At 71.1% G+C, this 19,017-nt stretch carries 12 protein-coding genes; 8 read left to right on the top strand and 4 right to left on the bottom strand.

What is annotated here, in order from left to right; translation table 11 throughout:
* Nucleotides 1-7: 7 nt before the first annotated feature.
* From OV427_RS20340 to OV427_RS20350, 3 genes are all read left to right on the top strand, one after another.
* Nucleotides 8-769, top strand: coding sequence for an ABC transporter permease (locus OV427_RS20340; protein ID WP_267857791.1), 762 nt, complete (start codon nt 8-10; stop codon nt 767-769).
* A 79-nt stretch (nt 770-848) separates the two neighbouring features.
* Complete coding sequence (locus tag OV427_RS20345) at nt 849-1,859, top strand: ABC transporter substrate-binding protein (protein ID WP_267857792.1); 1,011 nt, start codon at nt 849-851, stop codon at nt 1,857-1,859.
* Between the two features lie 130 nt (nt 1,860-1,989).
* A complete protein-coding gene (locus tag OV427_RS20350) occupies nt 1,990-2,760 on the top strand; it encodes an HAD family hydrolase (RefSeq protein ID WP_267857793.1) in 771 nt (256 codons plus the stop codon).
* 7 nt (nt 2,761-2,767) lie between these two features.
* Here OV427_RS20350 and OV427_RS20355 read toward each other — a convergent pair whose 3' ends face one another.
* On the bottom strand, nt 2,768-3,244 hold the full coding sequence (locus OV427_RS20355) for a hypothetical protein (RefSeq protein WP_267857794.1): 477 nt from the start codon (nt 3,242-3,244) through the stop codon (nt 2,768-2,770).
* A gap of 427 nt (nt 3,245-3,671) precedes the next feature.
* Here OV427_RS20355 and OV427_RS20360 point away from each other — a divergent pair, with 427 nt between their 5' ends.
* Together OV427_RS20360 and OV427_RS20365 are read left to right on the top strand one after the other, a co-directional pair.
* Complete coding sequence (locus OV427_RS20360) at nt 3,672-4,649, top strand: NYN domain-containing protein (RefSeq protein ID WP_267857795.1); 978 nt, start codon at nt 3,672-3,674, stop codon at nt 4,647-4,649.
* Between the two features lie 177 nt (nt 4,650-4,826).
* Complete coding sequence (locus tag OV427_RS20365) at nt 4,827-7,799, top strand: extracellular metalloproteinase (RefSeq protein WP_267857796.1); 2,973 nt, start codon at nt 4,827-4,829, stop codon at nt 7,797-7,799.
* Between the two features lie 74 nt (nt 7,800-7,873).
* Here OV427_RS20365 and OV427_RS20370 read toward each other — a convergent pair whose 3' ends face one another.
* Both OV427_RS20370 and OV427_RS20375 read right to left on the bottom strand, forming a co-directional pair.
* The gene (locus OV427_RS20370) at nt 7,874-9,910 is read right to left on the bottom strand and encodes a PilZ domain-containing protein (RefSeq protein WP_267857797.1); all 2,037 of its coding nucleotides are present in this window, start codon (nt 9,908-9,910) and stop codon (nt 7,874-7,876) included.
* Between the two features lie 214 nt (nt 9,911-10,124).
* On the bottom strand, nt 10,125-11,696 hold the full coding sequence (locus OV427_RS20375) for a hypothetical protein (RefSeq protein WP_267857798.1): 1,572 nt from the start codon (nt 11,694-11,696) through the stop codon (nt 10,125-10,127).
* A gap of 125 nt (nt 11,697-11,821) precedes the next feature.
* Between OV427_RS20375 and OV427_RS20380 the strand changes: the two genes are divergently transcribed.
* Both OV427_RS20380 and OV427_RS20385 read left to right on the top strand, forming a co-directional pair.
* Nucleotides 11,822-12,316, top strand: a complete 495-nt coding sequence (locus OV427_RS20380) for a YkgJ family cysteine cluster protein (RefSeq protein WP_267857799.1) — start codon at nt 11,822-11,824, stop codon at nt 12,314-12,316.
* Nucleotides 12,317-12,406: 90 nt separating this feature from the next.
* Nucleotides 12,407-13,132 carry a hypothetical protein gene (locus OV427_RS20385; RefSeq protein ID WP_267857800.1) on the top strand — a complete coding sequence of 242 codons (726 nt, stop codon included), beginning with the start codon at nt 12,407-12,409 and terminating at the stop codon, nt 13,130-13,132.
* 107 nt (nt 13,133-13,239) lie between these two features.
* On the opposite strand, the gene OV427_RS20390 is transcribed toward OV427_RS20385, so the two are convergent.
* Nucleotides 13,240-15,132, bottom strand: a complete 1,893-nt coding sequence (locus OV427_RS20390) for a ribonuclease R family protein (protein ID WP_267857801.1) — start codon at nt 15,130-15,132, stop codon at nt 13,240-13,242.
* Nucleotides 15,133-16,584: 1,452 nt separating this feature from the next.
* Between OV427_RS20390 and OV427_RS20395 the strand changes: the two genes are divergently transcribed.
* Nucleotides 16,585-19,005: a PQQ-dependent sugar dehydrogenase gene (locus OV427_RS20395; RefSeq protein WP_267857802.1), complete on the top strand. Its 2,421-nt coding sequence runs from the start codon at nt 16,585-16,587 to the stop codon at nt 19,003-19,005.
* The last annotated feature ends 12 nt before the right edge of the window (nt 19,006-19,017 follow it).

The following is a 19,017-nucleotide window of genomic DNA, read 5'->3' on the forward strand; positions in this document are numbered from 1 at the left end:
GTGAGCCATGAAGCGCTACGTCCAGAAGCTGGGCCTGTTCCTGCTGCTGCTCGGCACGTGGGAGCTGCTGACGCGGGTGGGCGTCTGGTCGCCCCACCTCTTCCCGGGGCCGCTGACGGTGGCGGAGAGCCTGGTCGCCATGGTCGCCGACGGCCGCATGGCCCAGGCCACGCTGCGCTCGCTGGGACGGCTGGGCCGCGCGTACTTCATGTCGGTGGCCATCGGCATCCCCCTGGGCCTGCTGATGGCGCGCCTGGCCTTCTTCCGCAACGCGGTGAAGCCCGTCGTCAGCGGCCTGCAGGCGCTGCCCTCCATCTGCTGGCTGCCGCTGGCGCTCCTGTGGTTCGGGCTGACGGACGCCGCCATCCTCTTCGTCGTCGTCATGGGCAGCGTGCTGTCCATCGCCATCGCCACCGAGGACAGCGTCAACGGGGTGGACCCGCAGCTGCTCCGCGTGGCCAGCACCCTGGGCGTCAAGGGCATGCGCTTCCAGTTCGGCGTCGTGCTGCCCGCGGCCCTGCCCGGCATCGTCACCGGCCTCAAGCTGGGGTGGAGCTTCGCCTGGCGCGCGCTGCTGGCCGGCGAGCTGCTCTTCGTCTCCGGAGGCCTGGGGCAGTTGCTCACCGTGGGACGCGAGCTGATGGACGTGGCCCAGGTCATGGCCGTCATGGTGGCCATCATCCTGATTGGGATGACGGTGGACCGTGTCCTGTTCCAGACGGTGGAGGGCAGGCTGCGCCGCCGCTGGGGCCTGGTGGACGCACTGTGACGCACTGGACGTAAAGCGCCCGACGCTTCGTCCTCGCGTACGTTGAAATCCCGCCCGCCCGTACCTTTCCTGGCGACGTATGCGCTCGACCCGCTCTCTGCTTCTCTTCGCGCTCGCCGGACTGGCGGTGCTCGGCGCCGGCTGCAAGCGCGACTCCGCCGCTGGCAATGCCAACGCCCCGCTGCGGCTGGGCTTCTTCCCCAACATCACCCACGCCCAGGCGCTGGTGGGCAATGCCGAGGACACCTTCAGCTCGCAGCCCGGTGTGGGACGGCTGGAGGTGAAACAGTTCAACGCCGGCCCCGCCGCCATGGAGGCGCTGGTGGCCGGCTCGTTGGATGTGTCCTACGTGGGCAGCGGCCCGGCCATCAACACGTTCCTCAAGGCCGGGCGCGAGCTGCGCATCATCTCCGGCGCGGTGAATGGCGGCGCGGTGCTGGTGGTGAAGAGCGCGAAGTCCGCCGAGGAGCTGAAGGGGAAGAAGCTGGCCACGCCGCAGTTGGGCAACACGCAGGACATCTCCCTGCGCTACTGGCTGAAGCAGAAGGGACTGGTCACCAACCTCCAGGGCACCGGCGACGTGCAGATTGTCCCGCTGAGCAACCCGGACATCCTCGGCCAGTTCCTGAACGGCGGCATCGAGGGCGCCTGGGTGCCCGAGCCGTGGGGCGCGCGCATGGTGGCCGAGGGCGGAGGCCACATCCTCGTGGACGAGCGCGACTTGTGGCCCGACAAGCGCTTCCCCACCACGGTGATTGTCACGACGCGCAAGGTGCTGGAGACGCAGCGCCCCCGCGTGGCCGCGCTGCTGCGCGCGCACGTGCAGCTCACCGAGCGGTGGAAGGGTGACAAGGCCGGCTTCACCACCGCCGTCAACGCCGCCTTCGGCCGGCTCACCCACAAGCCCATGCCCGCGTCCCTCATCCAGGACGCCTTCTCCCGGTTGGAGCCCAGCCTGGACCCGGTGCCCTCCGCGCTCGCCACCGCCGCGCAGCATGCGAAGGAACTGGGCTTCACCACCGACGCAGACATCAAGGGCCTGGTGGACCTGAGCGTCCTCGACGAGGTGCGGGGCGCCGCGGCGAAGTGAGGAGGGCCCTGCCGGGGCGCTTCGGCCCGGGTGACGCGCGTGACGTCCTCGCGGCGCCACGCCGTCGCGCGGGGCGCAGGCGGGCCCGGCAGGTGACTCCGTCCCCGGAGCCGGGGGAGGATGCGCGCCCATGAAGATGGAGCGCGTGGAGGAGACGCTGGAGCGCATCGGCCAGGAGGCCGCGCGGGCGCCCGGCGGAGTGCTGGCGTTCGACGGGGACGGCACGCTGTGGAGCGGGGACGTGGGGGACGACCTCTTCCTCGCCCTGCTGGAGCACGGCGACATCCGCCCGCCAGCGCACGCGGCGCTCCAGCGGCTGGGCGCGGCGCACGGCCTGGCCCCGGGCCTGGAGGCGCGCGAGCTGGCGCACCGGCTCTTCACCGAGTTCGAGGCGGGGCGCGTCCCGGAGAAGGAAATCTACGAGATGGTGGCGTGGCTGTTCGCCGGCTGGCGCGTGGACGCCGTGCGAGCGTTCGCCCGCGACGTGGTGGCCCGCCGGGAGGTGAAGCGCCGCCTGCACCCGGAGACGCGCCGCGTGGTGGAGTGGGCACTGGGTCGGGGCATCGCCTGCTACGTGGTCAGCGCGTCGCCGCTCGCGGTGGTGGAGGCCGCGGTGGTGGAGGTGGGCATCGACCCCGCCAACGTGCTCGCATGCACGCCGCGCGAGGAGGACGGGACGGTGCTGGCCTCCATCGTCGAGCCCATCCCCTACGCGTCCGGGAAGGTGCACTGCCTGCGCGCCCGCACGGCCCTGCCGCTGTACGCGGCGTTCGGCGACAACGTGTTCGACTTCGAGCTGCTCGCGGCCGCGCGCGTCCCGGTGGCCATCCGCCCCAAGCCCCGCCTGCGCGCGCGGGCGGCGGAGCTGCCCTCGCTGGTACAGCTCCACCCGGAGGAGTGACGCCGGCTCAGCCCTTGTCCGGGACTTCACCCGCGAGCGACAGCGCCACGTTCTCTGTCGTGTTCTCCACCTGGTAGGTGGCAACCACCAGCTGGCCCTTCTCGGGCGCCTTGCGAATCTGGAGGGCGCTCAGGTCCAGCGGCACCACGGCGCCAACCTCGGTCTCCACGTAGAGGACCTGGCCGTTGAGCTTCACCACCTCCCCGGACAGCTGGCGCATCCGGTCCTGGTCCGGTGTCACGCGCCGCACCGGCATGCCCGAGACGCCATTGAGGCTCACCGCCAGGCCCTGGCCCTGGTGGGCGGAGTCGACGAAGGGGTCCTGGATGCCCGTGCGGCCGTTGACAGTCTGGTCCTGGATGCTGTCGCGCTTGACCTCCTCCGTGGGCTGGCTGGGTTCGTTGGCCTGGCTGGCCATGGGTATCACCAGCGCTGTCAGCGAGGAGGCCGCCAACGCGAGGCCGCGCCACCTCCTGGGAATCATCCGCATCATGGTCCTGCTCCGGGCTCGGGGGTCCTTCGACCCGTTCCCCTGAAGCTAGGGGCCCGGAGGCCCCGTGCGGACCGGGGGTGCCAGCAGCGGACGCACCGAAGGCCGTGCCACGCTCCGCGCACCGGGCCTCCGCTCACGTCGCGTGGCCGCCGTCGGGACGGTGCATCGCACCACCGGGCTCACGGGCTTCACGCGGCCGGGGGAGGACATGCGGTGGAGGCACGCCCCACGTGTCCGCCCGCACCGCTCGACTGCATGCTCGCGGTGCGGACTCAGCATTCGAGTGTTCACCCCGTGAAGCCCAACACCCCATGGCGCCGGGAAAGGGCTAGGGTGGGCTGTCCGGCACGGCTCCACCGCGAGCGCCCGGACTCATCCACCGCCTCCTGCTGGGGGCGGCCATACGCAGGGGCCGCACGTGAACGGTCGCACCGAAGAACACCGCATCGCCCTCTTCATCGATTTCGAGAACCTGGTCACCAACACCGGTATCAACTCCGCGAGCTTCGACCTGCAGCCGTCGCTCGACCGCCTTCTGGAGAAGGGCAAGGTCGTCTACCGCCGCGCGTACTGCGACTGGTCCCGCTTCGCCGAGGCCAAGATTCGCCTGCACGAGTTCGGCGTGGAGCTGCTGGACGTCCCGCCCTCCACGCGCGCCGGGAAGAATGGCGCGGACATGCGCCTGGTCATCGACGCGCTGGAGCTGTGCTACGCGCGCGAGAGCATCGACACCTTCGTCATCGGCTCCGGGGACAGCGACTTCTGCCCGCTGGCCTACAAGCTGCGCGAGAATGGCCGCACCGTCATCGGGCTCGCGGTGAAGGAGTCCACGTCCCCCCTCTTCGTGAAGGCGTGTGACGAGTTCATCTACCTGCGCCCGCGCCAGTCGCGCTCCGAAAAGGGAGACAAGGACAAGGGCCGGCAGAGCGTGGTCGCCGAGGAGCCGGGGCACGGCAAGCGCGGCGGCCGCCATGGCCGCGGCGAGCGCGGAGGCAAGGCCGAGGCGGCGCAGCCCGCGCAGGCCGCGAAGGGCCAGGCGCGCACGGAGGTGCCGGACATCGCCCGCGAGGTGGTGCAGAGCATGCTCGCGCGCGCGACGGGGCCGCTGAATCCGTCGCTCATCAAGGAAGCCATCGTCCGCAAGGAGCCGGACTTCGACGAGCGCGAGCACGGCTTCTCCACCTTCGCCCGGCTGCTGGCCGCGCTGGAGCAGGAAGGGCTCTTGCGCCGCATCCAGCAGGGTCGCCAGTGGTACGTGGTGGCCGCGGACTCGGACCTCGCCGCGGCCCCCAGCAGCGGCCACGGCGAGGGCAAGGGCAAGAAGCGCCAGGCCCACGTCGAGGAGGACGAGGAGCTCGAGTCCTACCCGGACCCGGACGAGGACGAGGGCGTCTAGCGCCCCCGCGCAGTGACATTCCGCGCCACATCCGGCGCGGAACTGTGGCGTCCTGAGTTACTTTTCTTTCGTGTTTCCCCAGGAAGTGCCGTCTGGCACGGGTTCTGCTCACGGGCTGGCGCCGGCTTTTCGCATGAGCCGGCACACACCCCCGCAGAGCCGCTGGAAGGAGACACCATGTCGTTGGGTCTTTATCGCAGGCGCCTGTTCCAGGCGCTGGTCGTCACGGGCACCCTCACGGCCCCGCTGGCGTTGGGCGCCGCGCAGGAGCAGGACGGCACCCGCCACTTCGATGCTCGCGTCACCTACAACACCGGCGTCAAGCGCACCCTCTCCGCCGCCCAGTTGAGCCGGGCCGCCGAGCTGCGCAAGAGCATGCCGGACCTCCGCGTGGAGCAGGACCCGGCCCTCGGCATCGTCCGCTCCCTCACCAACCCCGTGGGCGCCCTCTCCGCGCCGCGCAGCGGCGATGCGCTCGCCATCGGCCTCGACTTCGTCCAGTCCCAGCGCGAGCTGCTCGGCCTGGAGCTGGAGGACCTGGCCAACCTGGAGGTCGTCGACCGCGTCTACTCGCGCATCAGCGGCATCACCAACCTCTACCTGCGCCAGACGTACCGGGGCGTGCCCGTCTACAACGGGCAGCTGCAGATCAACGTGGACGCCGAGGGCCGCGTCCTCGGCGTGCACAGCGACTTCCTGCCGTCGCTCTCCCGGACGCTCACCAGCGCGCAGCCGCGCCTGGGTGCCGGTGAGGCCGTGGCCGGCGCCGCGCGCCACCTGGGCCTGAAGCTGGCCGCCACGCCCCGCGAGCTCCGCACGGAGCTGGGGCCGCGCCAGAGCACGCAGGTGGACAACGCCGGAGTCTCTACCGAGCCCATCAACGCGCAGCTCGCCGTGCTGCCGGTGCGCTCCGGCGAGGCCCGCCTCGTCTGGAACTTCCTGGTCCACACCGCGGACTCGCAGCACGTCTACGACATGACGGTGGACGCCAGCACCGGCGAGGTCTGGACGCGCGTGGACCACGTGGCCTCGGACACGTACAAGGTCTACCCGCGCCCCGTGGAGAGCCCCAACCACACCACGCCGCTGCCGCCCGCGGACGGCCGGGTCATCCTGACCAACCCCGCCAACGCCATCGCCTCGCCCTTCGGCTGGCATGACACCAACGGCGTCGCCGGGGCCGAGTTCACCATCCACCGCGGCAACAACGTCCACGCGTACGACGACATCAACAACGACAACCTGCCGCCCACCACCGAGCCGAACTGCGGCAGCGTCCTCAACTGCAACTTCGCCATCAACCTCCTCGGCGCGCCCAACACGTACACCCCGGCGGCCGTGACGAACCTGTTCTACTGGAACAACATCATCCACGACATCCAGTACCAGTACGGGTTCGACGAGGTGTCCGGCAACTTCCAGGTCAACAACTACGGCAACGGCGGCCTGGGCAACGACGACGTGCGTGCGGAGGCCCAGGACGGCGGTGGCATGAACAATGCCAACTTCTTCACGCCCGTCGACGGCCAGCGCCCGCGCATGCAGATGTACCTGTGGAACGGCGGCTCGCCGTTCCGGGACGGAGACCTGGACTCGGGCATCATCGTCCACGAGTACGGCCACGGCATCTCCAACCGCCTCGTCGGCGGCCCCATGAACGTGTCGTGCCTCGGCAACGTGCAGCAGCCGGGCGAGGGCATCAGCGACTTCCTCGCGCTCATGTACACCGCGAAGACCGGGGACACCGGCCCGCAGAAGCGCGGCATCGGCACGTACGCGCTGTTCCAGCCCATCACGGGCAACGGCATCCGTGCCCAGCCGTACAGCACCAACCCGGCCCTCAACACGTGGACGTACCAGAGCCTCACGGCCATGTCCGGCCCGCACGCGGTGGGCCAGGTCTTCGCGCAGGCCATGTGGGAGGCGTACTGGGCGCTGGTGGACCGCTGGGGCTTCAGCACCAACCTGTACGGTGCCACCGGCAGCGCCGGCAACCAGCGCATGATGCTGTACTTCACGCAGGGCCTGAAGAACACGCCGTGCAGCCCGACCTTCACGCAGGTGCGTGACGGCATCATCGCGGCGGCCACCACCCTGCACAGCGGCGAGGACGTCTGCCGCCTGTGGACGGCCTTCGCCGGCTTCGGCCTGGGCGTGGACGCCGTCTCCGGTGGCCCCAACACCACCGCCGTCACCAACGGCTTCAACGTGCCCACCGCCTGCCGCACCGACGTGTGGGGCAAGGACAAGCCGTGGGACACCGGCCTGCAGCCGGACCCCGCCACCGCGGGCAACGTGATGTGGGAGAGCGAGGACATCTGGGTCCGCACCTCGACGGTCAACGGCCCGCACCAGAACCCGGAGTTCGGCCAGACGAACTACGTGCACGTGCGCGTGCGCAACCGCAGCACCACCGTCGCGGCCCACAACGTCGTCGTGAAGGCGTACGGCACCAACGCCGCCACCAGCACCTCGTGGCAGAGCCTGTGGACGGACATCGGCCAGGCCACGGTGGTGTACCTCCCGCCGGGCGGCATCACCGAGGTCGTCATCCCCTGGAACCCGCCCTTCGTCGGCCACTACTGCCTGCTGTCGCGCCTCGTCACGCCGCAGGACCCGATGACCTTCGTCGAGACGTCGGACCCCAACTACAACACGCGCTACAACAACAACATCTTCTGGCGGAACACCAACATCGTGAACCTGCTGCCCTTCGGCTTCGTGGACGTGCGCTTCATCCTGCGCAACGTGCTGCGTGAGCCGCGGATGTTCAACGTGCGCTTCCTCGAGCAGAACGCGGTGGCCGGCCAGGAGCCCTTCCTCGCCCGTGGCCGCGTGACGGTGGACCTGGGCCAGGAGCTGACGCAGGTGTGGAAGGCGGCCGGCGGCCGCGCCGAGGGCGTCCAGCAGGTGGGCGAGACGCAGTTCGTGATTGCGGACCCGACGAAGGCCTACTTCGCCATCCCGCTGCAGGGGGAGCAGGAGTTCGAGGTGAAGATGAACATCACCGACCTCAAGCCCGCCAAGGACCCGCAGGGCGCTTACGTTGAGTACACCTTCGGCGTCGTCCAGGAGGACCCGCAGGTGAAGGAGGGTGAGAACCCGAACGTGGGCGGCGTGACGTACTACCTGCAGGCCGGGCCGCAGTAGTCCCGCGCGGCCGTCGCACCTGATTCACACCGGGCCGGGTGGTGCCTTTCGAGGCCACCCGGCCCGTCGTGTCTTCAGCCCCCGCGAGGCGTGGTGGACTCGTGCAGGTGCTCGAGGAACTCGGGCAGCAGGCTGGCGGAGATGACCCACAGCTTGCCCTCGCCCAGGTCTGCCAGCGCGGCGCGCTCGACGTACACCACGCACTCCGACTCCACGTAGTGCACGAACACCTTGCGGCCCCGCGCGCGGTACCAGTCCGCCGCGCGCGCCAGCAGCGCCAGCATGGCGTCCTGCGCCTCGGGCAGCGTGTCGTCGATGAGCGGCACCAGCCGCACGCCGTCCAGCACGTTGAAGAGGTTGAGCCCCGGCTCCGCGGACTCCACCACCGCCAGCGCCACCGGCTTGCCGCCATGCCGCGCCACGAACAGCTCGCGCTCACGGCCCAGGCCCGCCTCGCCCCACTTCTCGCGCGGGCCCGCCAGGTCGAAGCGCTCCGGCACCAGGTCCAGGGCCTCGCGGTAGGCCACCGGGCGCGTGCTCGATACCTGCTCGAAGAAGCGCGTGCGCTCCTCGGCGGTGGGCGAGCCCACGTCGATGCCCACGGGCACTTCCCAGGGCCGCTCCACCTCGCCCTCCATGAGGCGGAAGGGCACGAGGCACGTCTGGCCGGTGTGCTCGTACCAGGTGGCGAAGTCGAACTTGGTGAAGCGCACCCACCGCACGTTCGCCTCGCAGAAGGCGAAGAACCACTTCACGTCCGGGTCCACCTGCGTGGGCTCGTAGCCGCGCAGGTAGATGTCGCGCAGCGCTTCACGCGCGGAGGCGCGGGTGCCCGGCACCTGCTGCCGCGCGAGCTGGTGCGCCATCCAACTGCTTTCATACGGCTTGGACACCGACACCGTGGCTTCCAGCGCGTCGCCGGCCGGGCGCACCACGCGGTAGCCCAGGTGCGTGCGGCCCTCCAGCCGGGCCTGCGTCGCGTCGAACGTGGGGCGCAGGTCCTCGAAGTCCTCGGGCGACTTGCCCGGCAGCCGGAAGTAGCCGGAGCGCTCGAAGAGGCTCCACGTGGCGTCGCTCCAGTCGCCCTCCACCTTCGTGGTGGGGTGCATCTGCGCCTCCACCAGCGCGCGCCAGGCGCGGGCGCCCGCCCCGTCCAGCGGACGCACGGACATGCCGCAGCGGCGGCCGGTGGACGTGCTGGAGATGTTGCGCACCTCGGCGCGCAGGCGCACGGGCGGCAGACCCTCCATGGAGACCTCGAGCACCGACTGGCGCAGGCCCGGGTACAGCAGGTCCTCGCCCGGCTCGGTGATGAAGGCGAGGCCCTCATAGGAGAGGTCCAGCACCGGGCGGCGCACGTGCACCTGCGGCCACAGCGAGTGGTCGAACGACAGCGTGCACGGGCTGCTCGGCGTGGCGCGGCGCAGCCAGCGGTGGCGGTAGCGCACCAATTCCTTCGGCGCCGGCACCACCACCAGGCCCGCCGTCTCACGCGCCTCGCGCACCTCCACGTGAACCACGCTGCTGTAGCCGAAGGCCTCCAGCACGAAGGGAGCGGCGGGAGCCGGGCCGTCGAAGCGCCAGCCCATCTGGCCCTCGTGCACGTCGAAGAAGACCGCCGTCACCGTCTGCTGGCGCCCGTCCGGCAGCCGCGCCACGCCGCGCGCCTGCCGCGCCGCGAGCGCGTCGCAGATGCGCGCCACGCGGTCCGGATGGTCGATGCTCTCGCGCCACACCGGCCGCGTCTCCGGCGGCAGCAGCAGGCCGTTGTCGCGCAGCGCCTCCAGCACGGAGACGATGCGGCGGCCCGCGGCCAGCGGCGGCGCGACGAAGCGCAGGCCCACCTCGGGCGTGCCGCGCACGTCCATGACCTCGGCGTCCAGCGCCGTGGCCCAACGCTCGCCGTGCCCGAGCACCACCGACACGGCCTGCCCCGGCGCCAGCGCCGGCTGCGAGGCGAGCTGCAGCGTCAGGTGCTCCAAGGAGAGCTGCACCAGCCGGCCCGGCGCGTGACGGTTGCCGAACGACGCGACCGCCGTCAGCTCCGTCCCCATCCGGTAGCCGAGCACCGACTCCCGGCCGCCCATCTCATCCAGCGTGTCAGCCTGCATGACAGCTCCGTTGTTGAATGACGCCGACGATACAGCTTCACGCGAAAAGAGTCAGTCCCACTGAAAGTACGAGCCCTGGAGTACGAGAGCGTGGGGCGTGGTTGTGGGGAGCCTGCACACGGATGAACCGTGAAGAACTCGGTCTCCGGGACAGTCGTCGTCAAGTGACGTTGCGAGTGTCTCACAACCGCCGCTCACAACACGGCGGATTGCCTCATGGACATCGCACCTGTACTTCGAGCGCCGTGTCGGACAAGCCCCCATCGGGTCCGGTGCCACCCACTGCGAACACGCGCGCGTCGGTGCCGCCCACCAGTGTGTGCCCCGTACGCGGCGTCGGAGTGGGCGTGGCGGGCGTGAAGCGCTCGGAGGCGGGGTCGAACCACGCGGGCGCGGCGCCGGAGCGGTCCTCGACGTAGACCCAGCCGTTGCCGGCGCGGGCCGCGCGAGGTGAGGCACGGGGCACCTCCATGGCGGCGAGCTCGCGCACGCGCACCACGGTGCCGGCGCGCTCGAGGAGGAAGACGCGCGCGGACGGAGCGAGGCCACCACCACCGGGCAGGGCCTCGCGGCCGCCGACGACGAGCGCGCGGCCGGAGGACACCTCGACGACGGCGGGGGACTCCAGCGCAACGGGGAGCGAGGGCCCGACGCCGATGAGGCCCGAGGGCTCCACCACGTCCGTGCGCGCGGAGGCACCCTGGCCCGCGCAGCCGCCCGCGAGGATGAAGGCGTCACCGAGCGCGGCGCCGCCGGCGGGACAGGACAGCGAGAGACGTCCGAGGAGGGACTGGTCTCCCGAGCCGGGGCTTTCGAGCTTCACGCGCACGGCCGTGTCGCTCGCGGGAGGAAGGGGACGCTGGGCGAGCTGGCCTCCGGCGAGCACGGCGTCCGGACCGAGCCTTCCGGCGAGGACACCGCTCGCGCTGAGCGGCGGGGAGAAGAACCGCACGCTGGTGCCGCCGTCGGGCTCCAGCCGCTCGAGAGTCTCTTCGTGCTGGCCGTCCACGCGCAGGCCGCCGAGCACCACCACGCCGCCGTCCGGCAGCGCCAGCGCCGCGGCCTCCGCGCGCGCGACGGAGAGCGCGCCGCGCACGGTGGGGATGGCGCCGGGAGTGAAGGTCTCCACCGTGGCGAGGGGACGGCCGGCGCCATCGCGGCCTCCGGTGACGAGGAGCAGGCCCGCGAACGGGCCCACGGCGGGGACGAGCGCGAGGGGTGCGGTGCGGCGGATGAAGCCGGGGTGCTCGGTGACGGTGCCCGTGGGGCGTCCGGCGCAGCCGCAGACGCCGGAGACACAGGTGAGGCCGCCGGGCTGACAGGCCCGGCCGTTGCAGTCCGGGTCCGCGCAGTCGCGCAGGTCGTCGCCGTCGTCGTCCGCGCCGTTGTCACACGCTTCGGTGGGCATGCCCGCGTCGGGGGGAGCGGGAATGCGCGGGAGGGTGAGCTCCAGGGTGGAGCCGGTGCCGGGGCTGAGCGTGGCCTCGCCGGAGGCGGTGGAGCGCACGATGCCGGCGAGCTCCGCGGTGGCGCGCACGGACACGCGGGTGCCCTCGGGGGTGGTGGGGCCGGACTCGAAGTTGAAGGTGGCGGGGAGCTTCAGCGCGTCGCCCTCCAGCGTGGACAGGGCGAGGGGCGCGCCATCCGGGAGGGAGGCGACGACGGAGAGCCGGTCGAAGTCCACGCGGGGGGCCAGCGGTCCGGACACCACCACGTGGAGACCCTCCGGCGTCTTCTCACAGGCGGCGAGCAGGACGAGCAGCAGGACGGGAAGCGCAGCGCGCATGGGCCGCACTGTAGTGCAGTGGGCAGGCAGGCACCTCCATGCCCGGTCGGATTGATGGGGCCTGTTCCCAGAAGCGTTGATAGGGAGTCCGTCTTTCCGCCACGCATCAGCAACCGAGGCCCTGCTTGCCCCTCTCCACCCTCTGCCTGCGCTGCGGCATGTGCTGTGACGGCACGCTCTTCACGCACGTCTCGCTGCAGCCGGCGGAAGTCACGGCCCTCCAGCAGCGCGGGCTCTCGCTGACAAAGCGCCCGGACGGGTCCCCGGCGCTCGCGCAGCACTGCGCGGCCCTGGATGGGCGCACCTGCACCGTCTACGCGGACCGCCCGGCGAGCTGCCGCCGCTACCACTGCCAGCTCTACGCCGCGCTCGCGGAGAAGGAAGTCTCGCTCGACGAGGCGCTCGGCGTGGTGGACGAGGCCCTGGCACAGGTCGCCGCCGTGGGACGGGAACTGCCACCCGCCTCCGCGGATGCGCCCCGCTCGGTGATGCAGCGTGCCCGCCGCGCGGAGCAGCCGGAGCACGGCGGCCCCCTGTCCCCGAAGGCCCACGCCGCTCGCGAGCGCGCGGAGGCCTTTCTCGACAAGCACTTCCGTGGACGCTTCGGCCGGCGCGAGTAGGCGCGCACCGTGAATCCGCGTGCCTCATTCGCGGCCCTGACTACGATGCACCTCCGCTCGCGCGCACCGCGCCATCTCGAGGTCTCCGCCATGAAGACGAAGGCATCCGTCCTGTCCGTGATGACGTTCACCCTGCTCACCGCGCCGCTCGCGCGCGCGCAGGACGCACGGGAGCCGACGAACTCCGCCTCGGTGGACCTGAATGGTGACGGCAAGCCGGAGGCCATCTCCCTGACGTGGGACGAGAAGAAGGACGAGTTCGTCCTCAAGGCCGGCAGCGCCACCATCCGCGGCGGGACGGATGGCAACGCGCCCCCGGGGTTCGTCGTCGTCGACATCGACAGCGGCGACAAGCGCAAGGAGCTCGCCGTCACCACCGGCCAGACGGACTACGACAAGCAGCAGCACCTCTACGCCTTCGACGGCAAGGCGCTGAAGGCCGTGGGCAACGTCCCCGCGCTCACCGAGGCCAGGGGCAACGGCATCATCCTGTCCGACTCGTGGCAGGGCTTCTGGAACCGGCGCGACAAGTACGCCCTCGACAAGGCGGGCAAGGTCATCGAGGTGCCCCAGGAACTGTACGCCGTCGGCGTCGAGGCCACCGTGAAGCAGTCCTTCCCGCTCGCGCGCAGCCGCACCGACAAGACCGCCGTCGCCACGCTGGCGCAGGGCTCCAGAATCCAGGTGCTGGCCGCCGCGCCCACCGGTGCGCCGGGCGAGTACCTGTACCTCGTGAAGTCCGCCACCGGGCTGCTCGGCTGGGCCACCACGAAGGACCTGACGGGAAGGACCGAGGGCCTGCCCATCGCGGGCTGAGCCGTCTTCCGCCTGGCGGCGCGACTCGAGCTCCGCATCGGGCCACGCGCGGACTCCGCAACCCGGAGTCCGCGGCGGCCCGGTAACCGCCGTGAGGCCCTGGCCGGTTACTGCACCAGCGCCAGCTCCACGCGCCCGAGCTGCTCGTCCGTGGACGCCACCTTCACCGTCACCGGCATGCCGACGGTGAAGGTCCGCTCCTTGCCCACCAGCGACAGCTCGCGAGCATCGGGACGGAAGGGGCCACCGGGCAGCCCGTCCGAGGGCACCACGCCCTCCACCAGCATCCCGTCGAGCTGCGCCACCAGGCCGAAGGGCTTCACGCGCGTCACACGTGCGGGGAACTGCTGGCCCACGCGCGCCGCCATCCACCGCGCTTCCAGCTCGCGGTGCCGGTCCGTCTCCGCGCGGGCGGCCGAGCGCGCCTTCGCGTTGATGTGCACCGCGACCGCCTCCACCGCCGGGTCCATGTCCACGAAGTCGCGCCGGCCCCGCAGGTACGCCTTCAGCGTGCGGTGCACCGCGAGGTCCGCGTACCGGCGAATCGGTGACGTGAAGTGCAGGTACAGCGGCGCCGCGAGCCCGAAGTGCGGCAGCGGCTTCACCGTGTAGCGCGACGGGCCCAGCGAGCGCCGCAGCACCGAGCGCAGCGCCGCCTCCGCCGCCGCGCCGACAATCTGCCGGTCGAACGCGGCCAGCGCCAGCGGCGTCAGCTCGCGCCCGAAGCCCGCCGCGAAGCCCGACGTCTCCGCGAAGGCATTCAGGTCCGCCACCCGCAGCGGGTCCGGCTGCTCGTGCACGCGGAACACGCCCGGCACGCCGCGCGCGAGCATCCACGTGGCGATGGCCTCGTTCGCCGCCACCATGAAGCGCTCAATCATTCCGTGCGCCGACGTGAGCCGCTCGCTCACCAGGCCGGACAATTCGCCCTGCTCGTCGAAGGTGAAGCGCGCTTCCTCGCGAGCGAACTCCATGCCGCCGCGCGCCGCCCGCGCCACCGCCAGCCGCGCCGCCGCGAGGCGGAACCACGGCATCACGTCCTTCACCGGCTCCATGGCCGGGGACACCTCGCCCCTGTCCAGGAAGGCGGCCGTCTCGTCGTAGTTCAGCCGCGCCCACGAGCGGATGATGCTCTCGTACACGTCCGCCGCCGTCACCCGCCCCTGCGGGTCGATGCGCAGCTCCACGGTGAGGCACAGCCGCTCCTCGCCCGGCACCAGGCTGAGCCAGTGCGAGGACAGCTCCTCCGGCAGCATCGGCAGCACGCGCCCGGCGAGGTACACGCTGGTGGCCCGCTCGCGCGCTTCCAGGTCCAGCGGCGTGCCCTCCGTCACGTACTCGCTCACGTCCGCGATGGAGACCAGCAGCCGCAGCGCGCCGTCCGGCCCCGCGGGCAGCACGGAGATGGCGTCGTCGATGTCCCGCGTGGACGGCGCATCCACCGTCACCGTGGGGATGGAGCGCAAGTCCCGCCGCGCACCGAGCGCATGCGGCACCGCGCGGGCGCGGCGGGCCTCGTCCAGCGCCTCGGAGGGGAAGGACTTGCGCAGGCCGTGCCGGGCGATGACGCGCTCCAGCGAGCGGTCCTCACCGGGCTCCACGCGGTAGAGGAGGACGAGCTTGCCCTCGGCGATGCGCGCCACCACCGCGTCGCCGAACGCCAGTTGCGTGCCGGCGGTGTCGAGCGCCCAGTCCGCGTTGGCCACCTCGCGGTCCACGCGCAGGAAGGGCGTGCCCTTGCGCAGCACGACCTCGCCGTAGACCACGGTGCGCGGGCGCTCCACGAGCGACAGGCCGCTCGCCGTCCAGCGCCCGTCCGCCGCCGCCGTCACGGTGGCGGTGACGATGTCTCCGGCGAAGTAGGGGTTGAGGTCCGGGGGAGGAATGAAGGCGGACAGGACTTCGGGCGAGCCGGGTGACTGGACGGTGAGGAAGCCGAAGCCGCGAGGGTGAACGTCGATGCGACCGGTGACGGTGCGAGGGGAAGCAGAGGTATCCATTGAGTGAGCCTTGAGGCGCGTCTTAGCCCACTTCGTGCCCGGTGGAGCGTGTCCACGGGCGAACGAGGGGCGGATGTGCGCGGAAAGTGTCGGTCCCGGGGCCTGCTACTTTCGAGCGGCCTGCTTTTCGCTGGGGGGACCGCGAATGCGTTGGCGAACCGTGTGTGTGGACGTGTCGCTGCTGGCGGTCCTGACAGGCTGCCCTCGGAATCACATGCCTGGTGGGGCGCTCGACAGGGCTTCCCACAAGGACGTGAAGACGTGGCTCGAGGAGCACGGCTGCGAGCAGCCGGAGTACGAGAAGCATTGCGTGGGCAAAGAGGACAGCGATGAATGCCTCGAGGCTTGCGACCCATGAGATGGCAGAAGACCCTCGGGGTCATTGCAAGCGGGCTGATTCCCATCCCGTTGCTCATGGTGCTGGGCGTCCTTCGCTTCGGAGTCCAAGCACCTGCTTCTGAAGGCACCCGGGTCAGCCCGGTGCTCTCCTTCGAGGAGCGCATGCAACGGGTGACGTATCACCGGTATTGTCAGAAGGACTCGGACTGCGAGCAGCCCATGGGTTGCGTGATAGACGCTCGCATCTACACCCACTACTGCACCGACAGCCAATGCCTGACGGACGCCCAATGCCCTGACGGGCTCGTATGTCGCGATGTGGGCTCCGTGGGAGAGGAACGGCTCGTGCGCTTCTGCATGCCGTTGGGAGTGCGCAAGGAAGGTGAGGAATGCCTCCCGCTTCCGCCGGACCGGGAGTATGCGTGTGAGCAGGGGCTGCTGTGCGCGGATTCCGGGGCGGGATGGTGTGGCCGCCCCTGTCGCGCGAATGAACCAGCGAGCTGCCCGGACGGCTTCTTCTGCGCGAAGGACGTACCGCCCGAACCCATCTGCCTGCCGACGTGTGAAATACGAGGGTGCCCCGAAGGCCAGCAATGCATCCGCCACGAAGACGGAGTCTCGCAGTGCGCGGTGGTCTACGGGCCCAACTGCCAGCAGTCCCCATGTCCCGATGGGCGCAGGTGCCGGGATAACAGTTCGGTCAAGAAGCCCGGCAAGGTCTGGACGGAGTGCGTCGAGGAATGTGGCCCGGGCAAGCCCGCCTGCCCCACCGGCTTCACCTGCGACCGCTGGCACTGCCTCCCCAGCTGTGACCCTCACGTCCCCGACACCTGCGCCAATGGCTATCGCTGCCAGCAGGGAAAGAAACCGGACCGACCCTGGGTGTGCCAGCCGGACACGTAGCCCTCGCGACAGAATCCGCATGCACTGGCGGACCCGTCCCCTCCTCCGGGTCCGTGAGTCCTGGCGTCTCCCTTTCATTCGCTCCGCATCAGCCTCCGCTTCCCGACATCCGCTCCGCGCCCGCCCCTTCCGCGCGCGCGCCGTCGCTCCACCTTCGCGCCTGCCGACGCCCTGAAAGCGCCGGCAGTCCACTCACCGGAGCGTGACGCCATGCGGAGCCACCTTCTCCTCCCGTCCCTCGCCTGCCTGCTGTGTCTCGCAAGCTGCGCCGAACCCGAACCGGCCGCGGAGCCCGCGCTCCCCGGGTCCTCCACCGGCCAGCACCGCGCCGCCGCGCTCCCGCCCCTCTTCTCCGACACCGAGGTCACCGACGGACTCTCCAGCCCCACGGCCATGGCCTTCGCACCCGACGGCCGCCTCTTCGTCTGCGAGCAGGAAGGCGCCTTGCGCGTCATCCAGAACGGCCAGCTCCTCTCCGAGCCCTTCGTCACCCTGACCACCGATGACAGCGGCGAGCGCGGCCTGCTCGGCCTCGCCTTCGACCCGGGCTTCCCGCAGCAGCCGTATGTGTATGTCTATTACACGTCCCCCACGCCCGTGCTCCACAACCGCATCAGCCGCTTCACCGCCAATGGCAACCGCGCCGTCGTCGGCAGCGAAGTCGTTCTCCTGGACCTGGACCCGCTCACCTCCGCCACCAACCACAACGGCGGCGCGCTCCACTTCGGCACGGACGGGAAGCTCTACGCGGCCGTGGGCGACAACACGCGCTCCGCCAACGCGCGCGAGCTCACCACCCTCAAGGGGAAGCTGCTCCGCCTCAACCGGGACGGCTCCATCCCCACCGACAACCCCTTCGTCTCCAGCACCACTGGCGTCTACCGCGCCATCTGGGCCATCGGCCTGCGCAACCCCTTCAGCTTCGCGATTCAACCGGGCACCGGCCGCATGCTCATCAACGACGTGGGCGCATCCAAATGGGAGGAAATCAACGCGGGCGTCGCCGGCTCCAACTACGGCTGGCCCGACACCGAAGGCCCCACCACCAACACGCGCTTCCGCGCCCCGCTGTATGCCTATGGCCACGGAGACAGCGCGTCGCTCGGCTGCGCCATCACCGGCGGCACCCTCTACAACCCGGCCCAGGCGCGGTTCCCCTCCACCTATGTGGGGCGCTACTTCTTCGCGGACTACTGCAGCGGCTGGATTCGCGTCCTCGACCCCGACACCGGCACCACCGAGCCCTTCGCCAGCGGCCTGGATGCACCCGTGGACCTCGACGTGGGCCCCGACGGAGACCTCTACTACCTGGACCGCGGCAGGGACTCGGTGCGCCGCATCCAGTACACGCCCGACGGCGGCGCCCCCGTCATCGTCAGTCAGCCCGTCAGCCAGCGCGTCGTCGCCGGCGGCACCGCCACCTTCTCCGCGCAGGCCACCGGCACCGCGCCCCTGTCCTGGCAGTGGCAGCAGAACGGCGTGGACCTGCCCGGCAAGACGGGCCAGAGCCTCACGCTGTCCTCCGTGGCCGTGTCCGACTCGGGCGCGCGCTTCCGGGTGCGCGTGTCCAACAGCACAGGCGCCGTGCTCAGCAACGAGGCCGTGCTCACCGTGCCCGCCGGCACCGCGCCGGTGGCCACCCTCCTCACGCCGTCGGCCGGCACGGTGTACCGCGCCACCCAGGTCATCTCCTTCTCCGGGCAGGCCACGGACGCGGAGGACGGCACGCTCCCCGCGAGCGCCTTCACCTGGCGGGTGGACTTCCACCATGCCGAGCACGTGCACCCCTTCGTCCCGCCCACCTCGGGCTCGCGCAGTGGCAGCTTCACCGTGCCGGACATCGGCGAGACGGCCTCCGACGTCTGGTACCGCATCCACCTCACGGTGAAGGACTCCAGCGGCCTCACGCACGAGGGGGTCCGCGACGTGAACCCGCGCAAGGTGCGGCTCACCCTGGACTCGCAGCCGTCCGGCCTGCGGGTGACGCTGGACGGGCAGCCGCTCGACGCCCCCTCGCAGGTGGTGGGCGTGGTGGGCATGGTCCGCTCGCTGGGCATCGTGTCGCCGCAGGTGAAGGACGGGGTGACGTATGTCTTCTCGGCCTGGGCCGACGGCACCCCCGCGCAACACGACGTGCGCACGCCGGACGTGGACACGCGCTACACCGCCGTCTTCACCCCCGCCCCCGCCAGCACGGGCCTGCGCGCCGAGTACTTCGACGGGCCGGACTTCACCGGCCCAAAGCTGGAGCGCATGGACGCCACGGTGGACTTCCGCTGGGGCAACGACGCACCGGCGCCCTCCATGAGCGCGGACACCTTCTCCGTCCGGTGGACGGGCAGCGTGGTGCCCCAGTATTCGGAGACCTACACCCTCTACACCCAGAGCAACGACGGCGTCCGGCTGTGGGTGGACGGGCAGCTCCTCATCGACAACTGGACCCGCCACGAGACGACGGAGAACAGCGCCACCGTGGCCCTCCAGGCCGGCCGCGCCCATGCCCTCCGGATGGAGTTCTACGAGCAGTCCGGCGTCGCCACCGCCCGCCTCTTCTGGTCCAGCGCCCACCGGACCCGCCAGGTCGTCCCCTCCGAGCGGCTCAGGCCGTCCCTCCCCGGCAGCCCTCCCTGAGGGCCCTCGATT

The sequence above is a fragment of the Pyxidicoccus sp. MSG2 genome, from assembly GCF_026626705.1.
Lineage (GTDB): Bacteria > Myxococcota > Myxococcia > Myxococcales > Myxococcaceae > Myxococcus.

Coding starts and splice junctions, on each gene's coding strand:
- OV427_RS20375 (WP_267857798.1), bottom strand. CDS start 11,696: ATGCGCGCTGCGCTTCCCGTCCTGCTGCTCGTCCTGCTCGCCGCCTGT.
- OV427_RS20345 (WP_267857792.1), top strand. CDS start 849: ATGCGCTCGACCCGCTCTCTGCTTCTCTTCGCGCTCGCCGGACTGGCG.
- OV427_RS20355 (WP_267857794.1), bottom strand. CDS start 3,244: ATGATTCCCAGGAGGTGGCGCGGCCTCGCGTTGGCGGCCTCCTCGCTG.
- OV427_RS20365 (WP_267857796.1), top strand. CDS start 4,827: ATGTCGTTGGGTCTTTATCGCAGGCGCCTGTTCCAGGCGCTGGTCGTC.
- OV427_RS20390 (WP_267857801.1), bottom strand. CDS start 15,132: ATGGATACCTCTGCTTCCCCTCGCACCGTCACCGGTCGCATCGACGTT.
- OV427_RS20340 (WP_267857791.1), top strand. CDS start 8: ATGAAGCGCTACGTCCAGAAGCTGGGCCTGTTCCTGCTGCTGCTCGGC.
- OV427_RS20395 (WP_267857802.1), top strand. CDS start 16,585: ATGCGGAGCCACCTTCTCCTCCCGTCCCTCGCCTGCCTGCTGTGTCTC.
- OV427_RS20350 (WP_267857793.1), top strand. CDS start 1,990: ATGAAGATGGAGCGCGTGGAGGAGACGCTGGAGCGCATCGGCCAGGAG.
- OV427_RS20385 (WP_267857800.1), top strand. CDS start 12,407: ATGAAGACGAAGGCATCCGTCCTGTCCGTGATGACGTTCACCCTGCTC.
- OV427_RS20370 (WP_267857797.1), bottom strand. CDS start 9,910: ATGCAGGCTGACACGCTGGATGAGATGGGCGGCCGGGAGTCGGTGCTC.